The sequence below is a fragment of the Paenibacillus sp. sgz302190 genome (assembly GCF_059820445.1).
Map to the genome: position 1 here is coordinate 19,412 of NZ_JBZYAO010000040.1, position 16,907 is coordinate 36,318.

Annotated in this window: 4 protein-coding genes; 2 read left to right on the top strand and 2 right to left on the bottom strand. The window is 52.3% G+C overall.

Translation table 11 applies throughout. The features are described from left to right. The coding region (locus AC6RNO_RS30130; RefSeq protein ID WP_497107765.1) for a hypothetical protein at positions 1–269 on the top strand (269 nt) is incomplete at its 5' end. Positions 270–775: 506 nt separating this feature from the next. Here the strand turns inward: AC6RNO_RS30130 and AC6RNO_RS30135 are convergent. Together AC6RNO_RS30135 and AC6RNO_RS30140 are read right to left on the bottom strand one after the other, a co-directional pair. Further along, positions 776–7,915: an S-layer homology domain-containing protein gene (locus AC6RNO_RS30135; protein ID WP_497107766.1), complete on the bottom strand. Its 7,140-nt coding sequence runs from the start codon at positions 7,913–7,915 to the stop codon at positions 776–778. A 70-nt stretch (positions 7,916–7,985) separates the two neighbouring features. Further along, entirely contained in the window at positions 7,986–13,772 is a 5,787-nt protein-coding gene (locus AC6RNO_RS30140; RefSeq protein ID WP_497107767.1) for an Ig-like domain repeat protein, read from the bottom strand. Positions 13,773–14,291: 519 nt separating this feature from the next. On the opposite strand from AC6RNO_RS30140, the gene ppsA reads away from it, so the two are divergent. Beyond that, the gene (gene ppsA / locus AC6RNO_RS30145) at positions 14,292–16,889 is read left to right on the top strand and encodes a phosphoenolpyruvate synthase (protein ID WP_497107768.1); all 2,598 of its coding nucleotides are present in this window, start codon (positions 14,292–14,294) and stop codon (positions 16,887–16,889) included. Positions 16,890–16,907 lie beyond the last annotated feature (18 nt).

The following is a 16,907-nucleotide window of genomic DNA, read 5'->3' on the forward strand; positions in this document are numbered from 1 at the left end:
AATCAGGAAAAACCTGCAAAAATACAGGTTTTCCAGCGGAAATGATTCATTTTGGCAAAAAGCCTGCAAAAGCGCAGGCTTTTTCGGCGAAAATGAACCTGAGCCTATGTGCGCGGCGCAAAACCTGCACAATTGCAGGAATTCTTCTCGGCCGGCGTAAAAAGGGTGCAAATTCATGTATTTTTGCAGGTTTTCTTCGTGCCGCCAGGCAATCCGCTAGCCGGAATCAGGAAAAACCTGCAAAAATACAGGTTTTCCAGCGGAAATGATTCATTTTGGCAAAAAGCCTGCAAAAGCGCAGGCTTTTTCGGCGAAAATGAACCTGAGCCTATGTGCGCGGCGCAAAACCTGCACAATTGCAGGAATTCTTCGCGGCCGGCGTAAAAAGGGTGCAAATTCATGTGTTTTTGCAGGTTTTCTTCGTGCCGCCAGGCAGATTGCGGCTGTTCGGCTCTGGCGCGGGGGTTTTTAGGCTTGATCTCGCTGTCGGTCTGCCTGTCGGGCGGCTGCGCCATCTTTGAGCGGCATGTGGCCAACCGACCGCCGTCATGCAGCGCGACACCGCGCGCTGGGAGCTGCGCGCGGTGCGAACCGCCGCGAACCGCCGCAACCCACCGCCGGACGAGCCTCGGGTAGGCTTCGGGCGAGTCACGGACGGGCGCCTGCGACACCATCGGATGAAGGACATCGGTGAAGGCGTCGAGTTTTTAGAATAAAAAAAGACAGACCCCAAAGGATCTGTCCCAAAGTTACTGCCGCCTTGCAAGAAGGCTGTTTATTTATCCAAATAACTGATCAATCTGTGAATCAATACGGCTGTTTCTTCCCGGGTCATCGGGTTCGAAGGCCTGAACGTGCCGTCTTCGTAGCCGTCCATGAATCCGCTCTGACGAATTTGCTTGACATAGGAACGCGCATATTCCGGTATGTCGGCCGCATCTGCGAACGGCTTCCCGTCTCCCGCCGCACTGCTTGCGCCGCTCACAACTCTGCCCAAAAGCGCAACGGCTTCCGCGCGCGTAATCGGCGCATCGCTATCCAGCACGAGTCCGCTAGCGGTTTGACGGCCTCCCATAATATTTTGAACCACGGACGTATACAGGTAAGGCTTGGCCCAGTCTGCAATTCGATTCCAATCTTTAAACTCATTCTCCAGATTGCCGTTTTGCAAGGCCAGTTTTTTCGCCGCAACGAGCAGTTTCATAAATTCCGCCCTTGAAATGCTGCGCTCCGGCTCGAAAAGGAGATTATCGCCTTGGGAAACGCCGTCGACGACGCCCAGCGATTGCAGCGCGTAGATGCCTGCGGCGGACCATCTGCCTTTGGCAACATCTTTAAAGTTGACAGGCTGTGCGACATTAAACAATGCAAACTTGCCCAGACGCCCGGCCTGCACGGTGACCTCGCCGCGAGCGGCGTCGTTCACGCCCTGAACCATTTCCCATTTTTGCATATAGTCGTTAAAACGGTATACCGTCAAGCCGCTTGAATCCGGGAATTGCGAAGCGTCGTAATGGAACTTCACTTCGGCCGGCTTGCTCGTCTGCTTGCCGCTGCGGACAATACCCAGCTCATAAATGCCGGAAACAAGCTGTTTGGTGCGCTTCTCTTCGCTGCTGACGTATTTGCCGGCGTCGCTTGCTTTGCCGACAACCAGTTTGTCAGCCTGGCTGACCGAACCTTTATAGATGGAAACGGTAATTTCTTCAACCCGCTTGCTTTGCAAATCGGTATCCGGGTACAGATCGAATACGCCTGATTCCTTAATGCCTTGCGTTTTGAAGCGGTCGAGCATTTGCTGCAGCAGCGCATCCAAATCCTTGTTCTTGTCCTTGTTCCCGTCTTCGGCGGGAACAACCGGACCGGTGATCGGCGGTGTGCCGCCGCTATCCGAGGAATCGCTTTTGGCCTCGATCTTAATCGTCTTCGTATCCTGCAAGGCGGTTCCGTTATCCAGCGTGTAGGTGGCGAGTACGCTGACATCGCCGGCCTGCAGCGCCTTCAGCTTGCCGGATGCATCTATAGATGCGATCTCTGAGCCTTTGGTCAGCTCCCACTTGATCTGATCCGGCTTGAGAGCTACCGTGGAACCCTCGTCATCGATGCCGGTAAGCTTCAGCTGAAGCGATTCGCCTGCTTGCATTTTGGACACATCCGGCGACTGTTTGACGCCGACAAGCTGGATCGTTTTCGGATCTCTTTCAATATGAATCGTCATTTCGTCTTGGGCCGTCGCACCGCTGATCAACTTGTAGGAAGCGCGGACAGTAACATCCCCCTTGGCAAGCGCCGTCAGGCTGCCGGAACGGTCGAGGCTGGCGAAGGTATCGCCGCTCGTGAGCTCCCAGGTCACCCTGCTGTCATCGAGTGTGACGGCGGTGCCGTCATCCCTCAAGCCGGTGAGATCCAGTTTGACCGTGTCGCCGATGAACATTTTTTGCACGGTCGGAGACAGCTTCACTTTGCTTATCGGTTTGATATCCGTTTCCCCGCCGACCTTCACAACGACGGCATCCTGGAACGAATACGTATCCGCCACTTGATACGAGGCAAGGAGAACGACGTCCCCTTCCTGGTTCACCGTCAGCTTCCCGCTCGCATCCACTTGGGCGATCGACTCGCCTTCCATGAACTCCCATTTCACATATTCCGGATCGACGACCATTTCAGTTCCTGCGGCATCGTTTTGAATGCCGATCAGTTGAAGCTGCACGGAATCCCCGGCTTTCATCTTCTCCACATTCGGCGTCAAGCGCACTTTCTTGAGCGGCTTGATGGAGCCGTTGATAACCTGCAGCCTGGAAGTAGTCGTATTGCCTACGGCGTCCGAAGATGAAACGGCAATCTGACTTTTATACTGATTGCTCAGCGGTATGGACGCATGGAATTTGCCTTTGTCGTCAACGGACACTTCGCGGCCGTCAACGACCACTTTGGCGCCCGCTTCCGTACTGCCTTGAATTTCCGCGGTGCCGCTTGGCGCAATCGAATCGGATGCAGGGCTATCGAGCATCACTACAGGCGCCTTCGTATCGACAACGAACTTCACCCGCTTCACGGCGATGTCTCCGTCTTTGTTTTTAGCGACCACATCAACATAATGAATGCCGTCCGTCAGCTGATAGAGGGTAAGCTCATCGCTTGTGCCCTGCAGCTGCTTGCTGTACTTCACGGAATCGACGTAAATGTCGGCCGTAACTTCTTCCCCGGCGCTCAGCTTCAGCTTCACATCGCGTTCGCTCACGCCCGTCATTTGCGGAGCGGAGCCCTGTACGATGTCGATGGCTTCCGTATCGGCGATAAGGACGCCCTCCTTCGTTTTGCCTGCGACGCTGACCGCAATCTGCGGAGGATTAGGCTTCGGCAGCTCCACGGCGGCGCTGATGACGGTCGGTCCGTAAAAAGTTTTGCTCTTCTTGTTGTCCTGACTGTCCGTCTCCTGTCTTACCGGCGTAACCCCGATCTTGTAAGTTTTACCAGTTTCCAGCCCGAGAATTTCAGGCGTTTTGCTGGCACCGGCCGGTCTTTTGTAAGTACCGCCAATAATGACGTTGTAATTACCGTTCTGCTCTTTCTTCGTATTCTTCGCGCCAACGTAGGCGACGCCGAATGTGTCGATCGCTTTACCGTCCGCGTCGAACACTTCGATATTGTAGCCCGTAGTCGCCGGATCGGCGCTTGCCGGCCAGGTAGCGCGCAGCATGCCGTTGCCGTTCTTGGCGCCCTGCACGGAGCCGACGGCTGCCGGAGCTTTCGGATTCACGATATGCAGCAGCTCCGAATCCTTTTCGCTGTAGGACATTTTCTCCGTCGACAGACCGAAGTGGACGTAGTAATCGCCGGATTGCACATCGTCCGGTATATCGATCGTCTGCCCGCCTGTCTGCGGGTCCAGCGTGGCGATCACTCGGCCGGCGTTCTCCTTCTCCGTGGACAAGGAGACGATAAGGTTCGACGCTTCGTCGGGGTTGGCCGACGTTTTATAATGCTCGCCGCTCCAGCTCAACTGCAGCTTATTGCCGGCTGCAAGCTCCGCGCTTGCGGCTGTCAGCTTCGGCACAGGCAGCACCTGCGCCAGCTTCGTTTCGACTTCGCGGTCGGATGTCAGCGTATAGACGCCTGCCGCCGGCTTTTCGAAGCCGATCACCATGAAGTGCTTCTCGACGCCGTCAACCGTGGCCTTGCGAATGAAGTAGTTGCCTTTTTCTACAAGATCAATAGGCGTGCCGTCCGGCTTGGTAACACTCACCTGAGGGAGAGCGCCCTCATACGCCACTTCGACGAGATAGCTGCTGGAAGCGTCATTCATCGCAAAAGTATGCGTCTTTTTGTCGTCGGCTGCCGCAAGCGCCGCGCCCGTGCCGTAGACCGGCGACTCGTTGTCGAAAGTTACGCCGTTCTTCGAAGCCAGCAGCGATGTCGGCTTCGAGCTGCCGATGATCCGCATATTCGTGCCGTACATCATCGTGCCTTTTTGGTTCCCTTTTCTGACCGGCATGGAATAAATGCCTCGGCCCCTGCTCGTACGAGGAATATAACTCGGATCGGAAGATGCGATACCAACCCCGACATCCAGACCGCCTGACCAATAATAATCGGCTGTCAGTTCGATAGACACGAGAAGCAGATTGATCTGCGCCGCGGCCCAAATCTCCTCGTTGTTAATGCCCGCGGAAGCTCTCGCCAGCGTTTCCCCGCCGACAAAAGGAACCGAATCCGGGATTTTCAGCTCAATGCTGGCCCTTCCGTCAAAACGCTTGTCGGATATATAAACGCTGCCACCTCCGCTAACGAGCCCGTCCAAAATATCGATCGTACCGCCGCCGGTGACATAGAAACTCTCATCCGTCCCCGTATCCCAGGAAGCTTCCAAATAGGCCGTCTTGAAAATCGGCAGACTGGCAATGTCCAGATTGCCGTCGATGCGCATTTTTCTCCGGGTGAATTTCCCTTCGAATTCTCCCTTGAACACCTTGACCGCGCTAATATCGCTGAGCACGACCACCGTGAAAATATCGGCTCCGCCGTAGTACGGATTCGTCAGCTCGGCCAGATTCTCAACGCCGCCGCCCAGCTTCGTCACGTACACGCTGCCGGGAACGACCGGAATGCCGGGATCGCCCTCGCCCGAAAGCACGAGCTTGTTCAAATACCACGTATCGTTTTGCCGTTCGCGGATAATCTCAAAGCTGACCTCCGCTTTCACGACGCCGATTTCCGCCGACCCGTCCACTGTGTAATGGCCGTTGAAGGTGTCGACGCCCACGTTAGCCTCGACGCCTTTGACTATCCCGTAGTTGGATAGCGACAGCTCGCCCTTGGCGATCAGACCTTCATAGCCTTTGCGGGAGAAAAGAATGTCCTTCGCATCGATGGACAGCGTTCCTTTCGATTCTTCCCCGTCCGCGTTTTTCTTGCCGCTGCCAAGGAACGGCAGAGACACCTTCGCGCCGAAGGACAATACGTCCTTATCATTGCGGTTCGCCAGAATCAAATCATTGATGTCGATCGGCAAACCGGACAGCATGACGTTCAGGAACTTGCCGACGCCGTCCATATGCACGACGACCGTCTCGTCCTTCGCTCCGTCGCGTTCCCCGTCCAGCGTATATTTGCGGCCGTCCTGCAGCGCAATATTGAAGTTGTCGTACCAGAAATCAAAGCCGTTCTTGGCGTTAACGCCGAGCAAGCCCTGTCCTTGAATATACACGTACGTATCTTTCAATTGATTCATTTGATCCTTATTCAGTCCGGATTGACCGCCGCTATAAGGATAATCGATATCAAAGCCCGTGTTGGTCGCTTTAAACACATTGTTGAAGCCGAACTCCGGCAGACCCAGATCGGCGTTCGCGGCAGGCTTCACTTCCGTTCCCTGCTGAAGCGGACTGCCGATGACATCGAAATTCCACGGGAAGCCGGGATCGAATCCCGGTTTCAGCTCGTAATCAAAGCCGAAATTATAAGTACTGTCGATGTTGCGCACCTGCTGCTTGTTGTCCGAAATGATCATCGGAACCGGCGAGCTGTAAGTCATGACATCGTTGATAATGGCCTTCTTGTTCGCCGAGTAAACCAAATATTTCGATACTTGCCCCGCCGGAGTGCGCACCTCGCGAATATCGCCCTTAATGGTGAGAAGCACGCTGCGTTCCGGATCGCCTTCCTTATGATTGGTCAGAAGGCTCGCTTTGAGCTTCTCCAGCTGACTTTCGTCTTTCAGCGGCAGAACGCGGTAAATAAACGTCGGCTCGCTGCCCGAACTCTTGAGCGCAAAATCTTTGAGAACGGCAAGAACGCCGTAATTTCTCGAAATATACGATTTATCGTTCGTAGACATCAGCTTGAACGGCAGTTGGGTTCTCGTGCCGTCGTTCTGTTCGACAATAATGTTGTATTCGCCTACCGGCTGCTCATCTTCCAACGTTGCCAAAATGGTCGTATCGTCAGGCACCGAAATTTGGCTGGACGGAACTTTCAGCTCCTGCTTGGTGCCCGTATGCTGCAGCAGCAGCTTCCATTTGGTCGTGTCCTTGTACATCTCGAAGCCCGTTCCTTTAATCGTAAACGAACGTTTGCCGCTGTAGTAGAGCTTGTCCGGGCTTACGGTATTATAAACCGTTTTCGGCGGTCCGCCGTTCACGCTCGGCAGCAGGACGAAACGGCTGGAAGTGTAAATGTCCGAAGTGCTTACCTTGCCGTCGGCCCCGATCTGTCTGCTGTCGTACACATCGACGCGATATTTCTCCATTTTGTAAATATCCTGCGGCAAAGCCTTGACCCGCCATGTAAACGCCTGCTGCTCGCCGACCTTGAGAAGCCGCTTGACCTTGGTGCTCTCCTCGCCTTTGACAAGCTGCAGCCCTTTCTCAAAGCTGATGGACGCCGTGACGTTGTATACCTCGGCCGAGTTCGGAAGATTGTTTTCGACAAATGCCGTAATCTCGAACTCTTCTTCCTTATAACCGTCATACGTATCGTTCACATTCAATTTGGAGATGGAGGACAACTGTACGTTATAGCTGTACGTCTTGTCGGGCACTTCCCCGATGCCGTAGTACGTTTCAAAAACGGTGCGCTCTCCGCTCGGAAGCTCTGTAGGATTCCAATAAAAAGCGACAGCCGTATCCTTCTTCCCGTAGCTTGACTCAATCGTAAAATTGAGATCGGGATTCGCCTGGTAATCCCATGTCGATTTGGATAATCCCTGCCAGTGTCCGATGATCATCGAATCCGGCGCTTTGTTGCCCCAACCGCTGGTCAACCCGTATGAAACGACGTTTGGCGCAAATTCGTTGTCGCTCGCGCGCCAAATTTTGGGCACGTCGCCGCCTTTGAAAACCTTCTCGGTATCGATAAATTGATTCCCGATCTTGATGCCTGCGCCGTCATTCGTTCCGGTCATCACATCAAGCAGGATGCGGCTGCCGACCTGTACGGACGCCGCGGATTTGTTCGTTACGCCGTATTGAATGAACACATTGCCGTAATTCGGATTTTCCTTATCGATGATGAGCTCCAGCTTCTGCTTGATCTCGACGCCATCGACATCCCACGTCGTTACAATCGCTTTGCCTTGAATTTCCGGGCGGCCCTGCAAAGCGGCCTTGCGCGCCAGACTGAACCCGTAGCCCTCCCCGAAAATGTAATCCTCGTCATTGATCCGGAACGTCGTAAACGACGTATCCGGACTTTTATCCTGAAACAACAGCCATTTGTCATCATCGCTCTTTCTGAGCGGGTTGCCTTGAACGGTTTTGATCGTATAATGGCCCTTGCCGTCAACGACCATCTTCACAATCCCGTTGTCCAGCTCCAGAGGCGGATCGGTTACGACCGCCGCATGAACCAATTCAGCGGAAGAATACATAAACAGCATGAGGACGACTAAAAAACTGCTAATCCATTTGTACACAGCCTGGCTCCTTTCTCACCACATAAAAATGCGTTCGCTCATCCTCGAAATCCTTCGATTGAAGTTTTTCTCATTGGCCTCCAAGGAAGTAAATGTTGATCGTCACCGTTCTCCGGTTCAAATCCTGGAAATAAAACGTATGCCAGCCTGGCTGCTTGGCCTGGAATTGGATTTCCTTGGCGACAGGCGCGCCGTTTACGTCGTGTTCCAGCGTCTCCGGGCTGAGCTTGAAATCTCCGCTTTTAAGCATGCCGTCGCCCTTTTTGTAGAAGGCTTTGTACTGCTCGACGAAGTTCACGATTTTAAAAGTGGCCTGATTGCCTTCGACCATGTACTGCGCGCTAGGCTCGAATTGGCCGTTCACCAGAACAAGAAAGTCGCTCGGCGACAAAACTTTCACAGGCCGCTTCACCTCGGCGGTATTGCCTGCCTGATCCGTCGTACTGTACGTGACTACGTACTCGCCGCCCTTCGAGGCGTCCAGTTGCGGCGGGTTCAACGTAACGCGGTCGGGAGCGATCGCGCCGTCGCGGTCGTCGTAAGCTTCAAAATCATTCAAATTGATCGTCTCGCCCGGCATGAAAACCATCACGGAATTGGCGAATTTGACGACAGGCGCCGTTTTGTCGATGTTTTGCACCTTGGCGCCGACACGGACGCGGTTGCCCGCTTCGTCCGAGACGATGAAGGTGAAGGAGCCGTTTTCCTTAAATACGAGACTCGTTTTCTCGTCGTTATTAATGCCAATCAGCTTTTTGCCATTCTCGCTGTACACGGAGGCCGTGACGCTCTGATTGGTCAACTTCGTCTCGCTGTACTTGACGGTGACGATTGGCGGCGTTCTGTCGATCTGGTTGACCGTTGCTTTGACGGACGACGTGTTGCCCGCTTCGTCCTGCAGATCAAACACGAACTCGCCGTTCTCTTTGAACACCACCTGCTTGCCGCCGTTGTTGTTTAACACCTTGAAGTCTTCACCAGCCGTCACCGTGGCGATCACGTCTTTGTTCGTAGGGCCGTCCGTGCTGTAAATGATTTGCCCGACCGGCGCTTTGCGGTCGATATTGCCTACGTGATACGTGAATTCCGCCGTATTGCCGAGCGCATCGGCTGCTTGGAACGTGTAGTCGCCGTTTTCATGCGCCGCCATCGTATTGCTGCCGCCGTTATTGACAATATCGCCCCCGTCCGGCAAATTCAGCGTCAGCGTGACATCCTCCCGGGTAGGGCTCGTTTCGGAGGCGGTGATCGTTCCGCGAGGCGGCGTTTTGTCGATCCAATTGACGCCGGCGACGACAGTTCCCTCATTTCCGGCTTTGTCTCTGAAAGTGTAAGTGAACACGCCGTTTTGCTTAAACGTATGCTGCGGGCCGCCGTCGCTCGTGATCGTCACCGGTTCGCCGCCGTCGTCAACCGCCGTCAAATTGACGACTACATCCTGGTTCGTCAACGATTTGGTGCTGTATACGACAGTTCCTGTCGGCTTGACCTTGTCGATGTTTCTAACCTCGACGGGGATGCTGCTTTCGTTGCCGGCCTGATCCCGAATGATGAAAGTAAAAGTTCCGTTCTCCGTAAACGTATAGCTCGCCTGTCCGCCGTTATTGACAATCGTCACAGGCGCACCGCTGTTGTCCGCCGTTTGAATGGTCGCCGTGACCGGCCCGTTCGTCGGCTCCGTCGTGCTGTAGGCGACCGTGGCGGTCGGCGCTTCTTTATCGATGTGAGTGACCTCCGCCGTCACGGAAGACCGGTTGCCCGTCACATCCTGGAACTCAAACGTAAACGTGCCGTTCTCCTCCAGAACGATGTAATTGCTGCCGCCGTTGTTCAAAATGGTCGTAGGCGACTCATCCTCCAACTGGAGCGTGACGCCGACGCCGCTTCTTGTCCAGCCGGTGCTGCCGTAGCGGAGCGTCGCGACCGGCGCCGTTTTGTCGATGTTCCATACCGGCACCTTGACCGGCTGATCGGCCACCGCTCCGGTCGTATCCCGGAGAACGAAGGAAATGATGCCGTTATGCGAAATGGTGTACACGGATTCCGTGACCGACAGGCCGTTCGTTTGGCTGCTGACGAGCTGCTCGCCCATCCCTGTTTCGAACGTCATATCCGCCAACGAAAAGCGGTTGTTGTATGTGGCGATCGTAACCGTAACATCGTCTTTCGTAAGGTCTGTCGTCGAAAAGGAAACATTCGCTTTCGGCAGCGACGGATTGATCTGATCGACCGTCGCCAGGGCGCTGCTGCGGTTGCCCGCCTCGTCCTCATATTCAAAGGCAAAGGAACCGTTCGCGTTGAACGTATAGTACGGGATACCTCCCGGCGTATTGAGCACACGGACGCCGGCTTTGTCAAACGTGATATGCGCCGTTACCGTATTAGCCGTAGGCTCTGTCATCGAATACGCAATTGACGCCATCGGCGCAGTCCGGTCGACAATCAGTTTGTCGCTCGTTCGAATAGCCGCATTGCCCGCTTGATCGACCGCCTTCACGTGCAAATACCATTCCCCGGACTCAAGGCCGCTCTCGGTAATGACGGTTCCGTTCGCCGCAGCTATCCACCCGCCGTCCGATGCGTCAGGCGCCGACTGGGATTTCGCCCATTGGTAATACACCTGTAGATCGCCCTTGGCGGTCCGATTATCGTCGGCATAGACGGCCGCGCTCACAGTTTGGCTCGGCTGCTGCTGCCTATCGGCGTCGATGCGGATATTCGGAGCGACGTTATCGATGTTCGCCACCTGCACGGGAATCAAACGCTCGTTGCCGGCCTTGTCTACTACCTTGAACGTATAGCTGCCGTTCTCCGCGAACACATGGCTGTCGCCGTCAGGTGTTTGCAGCTCATTCGCAGGCGTCACGTTGTCGCTGAGATTCGCCAGACGAACCGTGACCGGCCCGCGGGTCAGCGCCGTTTCGCTATAAACGGCTTCGGCTACGGAAGGCGTCTTGTCCACGACGATGGACCGGGGTACCGTATCGCTGCGGATGCCGACTTCATTTTCAAAGCTGAAATCATACCCGTAGGTCCCTTCGGCCGCAGGCAGCTCCAGCGTAAATAACGCCGAACCGTCCGTTACCGGGCCGCTTTGAATTTCTTGCCCGTTCCGGTCTGCAACATGATACATATAAGGCTCCTTCGATGCCGTGCCGATCCTTATTTTCACTTCACTCGCGTTCGTTTGCTCCGGCATGTCGATCTGAAAATCGGAGCTTTTCGGCGCCGTATTGCTCAGCTTGAACGCCCGTGATGTGCTGATGCTTTCATTACCGAACGAATCCACCGCTTTGATATGAAGGTACCAGTCGTCGTCGGCGCCACCCTTCGTTAATGCCGCGCCGTTCGTAAAGGAAGCCCAGCCGGCATCCGTCGAAGGAGGCTTGACCTCGGAGCTCGTCCATTGGTAGTACAGCCCCGAGATCGTGTTCGCATCCTTCGCCTTCACAGCCGCCTTCGCTTCCTTAACCGATGCGGTCACCGACGGCGCATATTGAAATACAACGGAAGGCGGCGTATTGTCAACGTAAAACGCCCTGCTCTCCACGGCCTCATTGCCCCAAATGTCCGACGCCCGGACATGCAGATACCAGATGCCTTCCATCGGCTGGCTCTCATTGTCGGTCGAAACCTCGTACTGGGAGCCGAGCTCCTTCCATACCGCATTTTTCGCTTCGGCGTCCTGACTCCAGAAGTACTGGATCGGCTTCAAGGTGCTGTTGGCGTCCACGGCGCTGATCCTTGCTTTTTGCGTCCGCTGCTGCGTTAAATTGCCGTCAGGCGTCATGCTGATTTCCGGCGGTTTCGCATCCAGATAAAAGGGCAGCGTAACAGCCTCGGATTTGTTCCCTGCACGGTCAAAGGCGCGCACATACAAGGTGTATCGGCCGTGCTCCGGGAACTGAGGCGTCTGCACGGGCTGGCCGTTACGGAACGGAAGCCATCCGGTTTCGCTGAGTTCGTCGTCGTAATACACCCACTGATACTCCAGCCGGGCGTCATCCGGACCGGCCAGCGCATCGGTGACCGTCACTTGCGGCGTCAGCGAACCTATATATGCGCCGCCGCTTCCGTCAGGCGTAATGGCAATGTCGGGCTTGACGTTGTCAAAGCGAATGGCCGGGCTCGTAATCCGGTTGACGTTGCCGGCCTTATCCTCCAGCAGGACCGTTACAAACCAGTCTCCGTTGGTGTTGTCTTTGAAGACGGTCGGCAATTTGCCGTCCATGACCCCATATGTCACCCATGCAACGCTCTGCTGGTCGGGGGACTGCACCCATGCATACTTGAGAATATCGCCCTTCAGGCCCGACCCTTGCTCGATCACATTCAGCTTGACCGTATGCTGGCGCTCATAGGTGCCGTCCGTATCCGGCAAAAATTGCACGGTCGGCAGCTTCGCATCGACGCAAATCGCTTCGCCTTCAAGAGACAACGGGGGCGTATAGTTGTTTTGCACTATCGCCGTATTGCCGAAATCGTCGGTAACGCCCAGATTCGCGACGAAGTTCTTGTAAGCCAAATCGTTGCCCTCGTCCTCAGGCTGCACCACGTATTCATAGGTTACTTCCTTCGTGCCGCTGCCCGATTTGTAAACGGCTCTTTTGCCGTTGTTGAATTCGATATACCCTTTCGTTCCCGTAACGATATCGTCCAGCAGCAGCTTGACCGTGAGCTTATCGCCGGCCTTCAAATATTTCGTTCCGGTGGACGTCGCCACTTGAACTTCGTTAATGATCGGCACGACGCCGTCCACCTGCAGCATGCTGCTGTCCAGTTGGTTAGAGTAGCTGGAACCGCCTGTATAATTGTAAGAAGTATCATACTTACTTTTCCAATTCATAGGATTTGCCATCGTACTGCCCAGCATCTCATTGTCGGAGAGATCCTTCACATTTGGCGGCAGAATCGAGCCGATTTTGTCGTCTCCGCCCTGCTGGCTGTCCCATTCGCTCGCAGTTCGGGTGCCGATGCCGAGATATCTTCCTTGATTGTAAGGCTTTTTGCCAACGTCGCTGCGCGTCATATCGTCCGCTGCGACGGTGTAGTGAAACGTAATGTCTTTCGTTCCGTTGCCTGAATAATAGACGGCTTTTTTCCCCGTGTTCATCGGCAGCTCGAAAGACGTGTCGATATTCACGATTTCATCAAAATGCAGGACGATGTCGATCGTTTCGCCCAGATGGAATTTACCGCTTCCTGCGTTCGGCACGGTGATGCTCTGCAAGCCGGGTCCAACAGTATCGACAAGAGACAGCTTTATGCTCTCAAAATAACTAAGAGGAGTCCGCGAATCGTCCAGCACAAATTGAACGCTATTGCCGCCGGGTTTAAAGGGAGTCCACCCCGAGGTCATCGAGTACGACACCGCTAGCCCTCCGTCATCGCTATTTTTTTGTCTCTTGACCTGGTCTCCGTTTGTGACCAGAATCATCGTATCGTTGTCATCGATCCTTACCGAAGTATCGACCTTGAATTCCAGCTGCCCCATCTTCGCAAGCTCCGTCAGAGGCGCCGGGAGATCCGCAGGCGAGATCGTTCCGCCCAGGGCAAATCCATCGTCATCAGAACCTGAATTTTTCGTCCTTAAGCTCAGATTGTTGGGAAACTTCGGAATATAGGATGCATTTGCCTGCAAATTGCTCTCGTCATAGTCGTCATTTTCATTCGAAAACTTGGACAACGCGCTGTTGTAAGTCACATACTGAAGAAAATTATCATCCGCCCAGGCAGGCTTCGCTTCCACCCTATCGGCCAGCATCGCATGCAAACCCAGCGCCGCCAGCATGGCAACGAGATAGGAATATTTTTTCTTCATCCTTTCCTTTTTTCTGCGCTTCCGTTTCTGTATCATTCGCTGTTCCTCCTTGGAAATGAGATGGTGGGATCCTTAGAGTCATTTTGCATAGTTCCTTTTACCCAGGAGTCTGTCCGACGGAGTTACTTTTGTGCATACCGAATGAATAATGACTGCATAATTGCTGTCATTTTGCATTTATATACCTTCTACGTGGTTCATCGGACAGACTCCCAGATAACACTTTCAAAATGTGACAAAATATTTATTGTCTTGGATATTACCACAAGCGTCTCTCAAAATTCTCACAAACAGCCCCAATTATTTCCTGAAACAAAAAAAGAGCAAGGAGATCGCTCGCTCTAAACTAACGGTGGTGGAAAATCAAAAAAGAACCTAGGAATTTTCACCAGGTTCTTTTTGTATTGCATATAAACAATCACGATGATATAATCGGATTACGACTTTTTATATTTGAAAACACAAAGTTATCGCATCTTACAATTTTAGTGTACCACGTCGGGCTAACTCTTGTCAAATGGTTTTTCTCATTTTAATGGTTAGGAGAGATGTAGAATGTGTTCTTTGGTTCTCGGCTTTCAGGAAATGGAAAAAACGCAGCTTTTGCTCGTTGGCGGAAAAGGGTTAAATTTAGGGGAATTATCAAAAATTGAAGGAATACAAGTACCAGAAGGATTTTGTGTTACAACAGCGGGATATCAAAAAGCCATCGAACAAAACGAAACGTATCATGCTTTGTTGGATCAACTAACCGTGCTAAAAGTAGAGGATCGAGCGCAAATTGGTGAAATCAGCCGGGAGATTCGACAAACCATTATGGGAGTAGAAATTCCATCCGATGTTGTAAAAGCAGTTACTCACTATCTCTCCCGGTTTGGCGAGGAGCATGCATATGCAGTACGTTCTAGTGCGACTGCTGAAGATTTACCGCATGCTTCTTTTGCCGGCCAGCAAGACACCTATTTAAATATCATCGGCAAACAAGCAATCTTGCAGCATATCAGTAAATGCTGGGCTTCCCTATTTACGGATCGCGCGGTAATCTACCGTATGCAAAACGGATTTGACCACAGCCAAGTTTATTTATCCGTAATCGTTCAGAGGATGGTTTTCCCGCAGGCTTCAGGGATTTTATTTACCGCTGATCCGATTACCTGCAACCGAAAGTTGTTATCCATCGACGCCAGTTTTGGACTTGGAGAGCTACTTGTCTCTGGCTTGGTATCTGCCGATTGTTATAAAGTTCGCGATGGGCAAATCGTCGATAAGAGGATAGCAACCAAAAAATTGGCGATCTATGGACGAAAAGAAGGCGGAACAGAGACGCAGCAGATCGAACTTGATCGGCAAAAAACTCAGACACTTACTGAACAACAAATTTTACAACTGGAACGCCTCGGAAGACGGATCGAAGCTTATTTCGGCCAGCCGCAAGATATCGAATGGTGTTTGGCCCATGATACATTTTATATTGTCCAGAGTCGTCCGATCACGACTTTATACCCGATCCCTGAAGCGAATGATCAAGAAAATCACGTCTATCTATCTGTCGGTCACCAACAAATGATGACAGATCCCATGAAACCGCTGGGATTGTCTTTTTTCCTGTTAACGACTCCTGCACCCATGCGCAAAGCTGGTGGAAGGTTGTTTGTTGATGTTACATCCAGGCTGGCTTCACCTGTCGGCCGGGAGACTTTATTAAATACCCTGGGATCCGATCCGCTCATAAAAGGCGCACTCATGACCATAATAGAGCGAGATTTTATAAAATTGTTACCAAATGATCAAACAGCACCGAGTCCGGGCAGAAGCAATACAGATATGCTGGCACAATTCGAGAACGATCCGACAATCGTTTCTGATTTGATTAAGCGTAGTCAAACATCGATAGGAGAGTTAAAACAAAACATCCAAGCGAAATCGGGTTCCGATTTATTTGATTTTATTCTGGAAGATATCCAGCAGCAATTAAAGAAGATTTTATTTGCCCCACAAAGTTCGGGTGTGATTATGGCTGCTATGGATGCTTCATCATGGATCAATGAAAAAATGAACGAGTGGTTAGGTGAAAAAAACGCAGCAGATACGCTTTCTCAATCCGTACTGGGCAATATTACTTCGGAAATGGGTCTGGCGCTATTGGATGTCGCAGATGTGATTCGTCCTTATCCGGAAGTCATTGATTATTTGCAGCATGTAAAAGATGATAACTTTTTGGATGAACTGGTTAAGTTTGACGGTGGACAGGAAGCCCACGACGCTATCGATGCTTATCTCAGCAAATACGGAATGCGATGTGCCGGAGAAATCGATATTACCAGAACTCGTTGGAGCGAAAAACCAACTACACTTGTCCCCATGATTCTTGGTAACATCAAAAACTTTGAGCCTAATGCCAGCAATCGGAAATTTGAGCAAGGGCAACAGGAAGCTTTGGCAAAGGAACAAGAGTTATTAGATCGATTGAAGCAATTGCCGGATGGTGAACAAAAAGCCAAAGAAACAAAACGAATGATCGACCTCGTCCGCAATTTCATCGGGTATCGGGAATATCCCAAATACGGCATGGTTACTCGCTACTTCGTTTATAAGCAGGCTTTGCTGAAAGAAGCCGAGCAGCTCGTACAAGCGGGCGTTATTCATGAAAAAGAAGATATATACGATCTCACTTTTGAAGAACTTCACGAAGTCGTACGCACAAATAAACTGGATTATCAGATCATCACCAAACGAAAAGACGATTACAAGTTTTTTGAAAAACTAACTCCCCCACGTGTAATCACGTCTGATGGTGAAATCATTGCAGGTAAGTACAAACGTGAAAATCTGCCGGCCGAAGCTATTGTAGGTCTACCTGTTTCTTCCGGAGTTATAGAGGGACGGGCACGTGTCATTTTAAACATGGAAGATGCCGATCTGGAAGATGGAGATATATTAGTCACCTCCTTTACAGACCCTAGCTGGACACCATTGTTTGTATCCATAAAAGGCCTGGTCACCGAAGTTGGCGGACTGATGACCCACGGAGCAGTTATCGCACGTGAATATGGCTTACCGGCAGTTGTCGGAGTGGAGAATGCTACCAAGCTGATAAAAGACGGGCAACGAATTCGCGTGCATGGAACAGAAGGGTATATCGAAATATTGTAAATACGACAAGTATAAATT

What these genes read in the sequence shown, in the direction of transcription:
- AC6RNO_RS30140 (WP_497107767.1), bottom strand. Translation starts at nt 13,772, where the DNA reads ATGATACAGAAACGGAAGCGCAGAAAAAAGGAAAGGATGAAGAAAAAA.
- ppsA (WP_497107768.1), top strand. Translation starts at nt 14,292, where the DNA reads ATGTGTTCTTTGGTTCTCGGCTTTCAGGAAATGGAAAAAACGCAGCTT.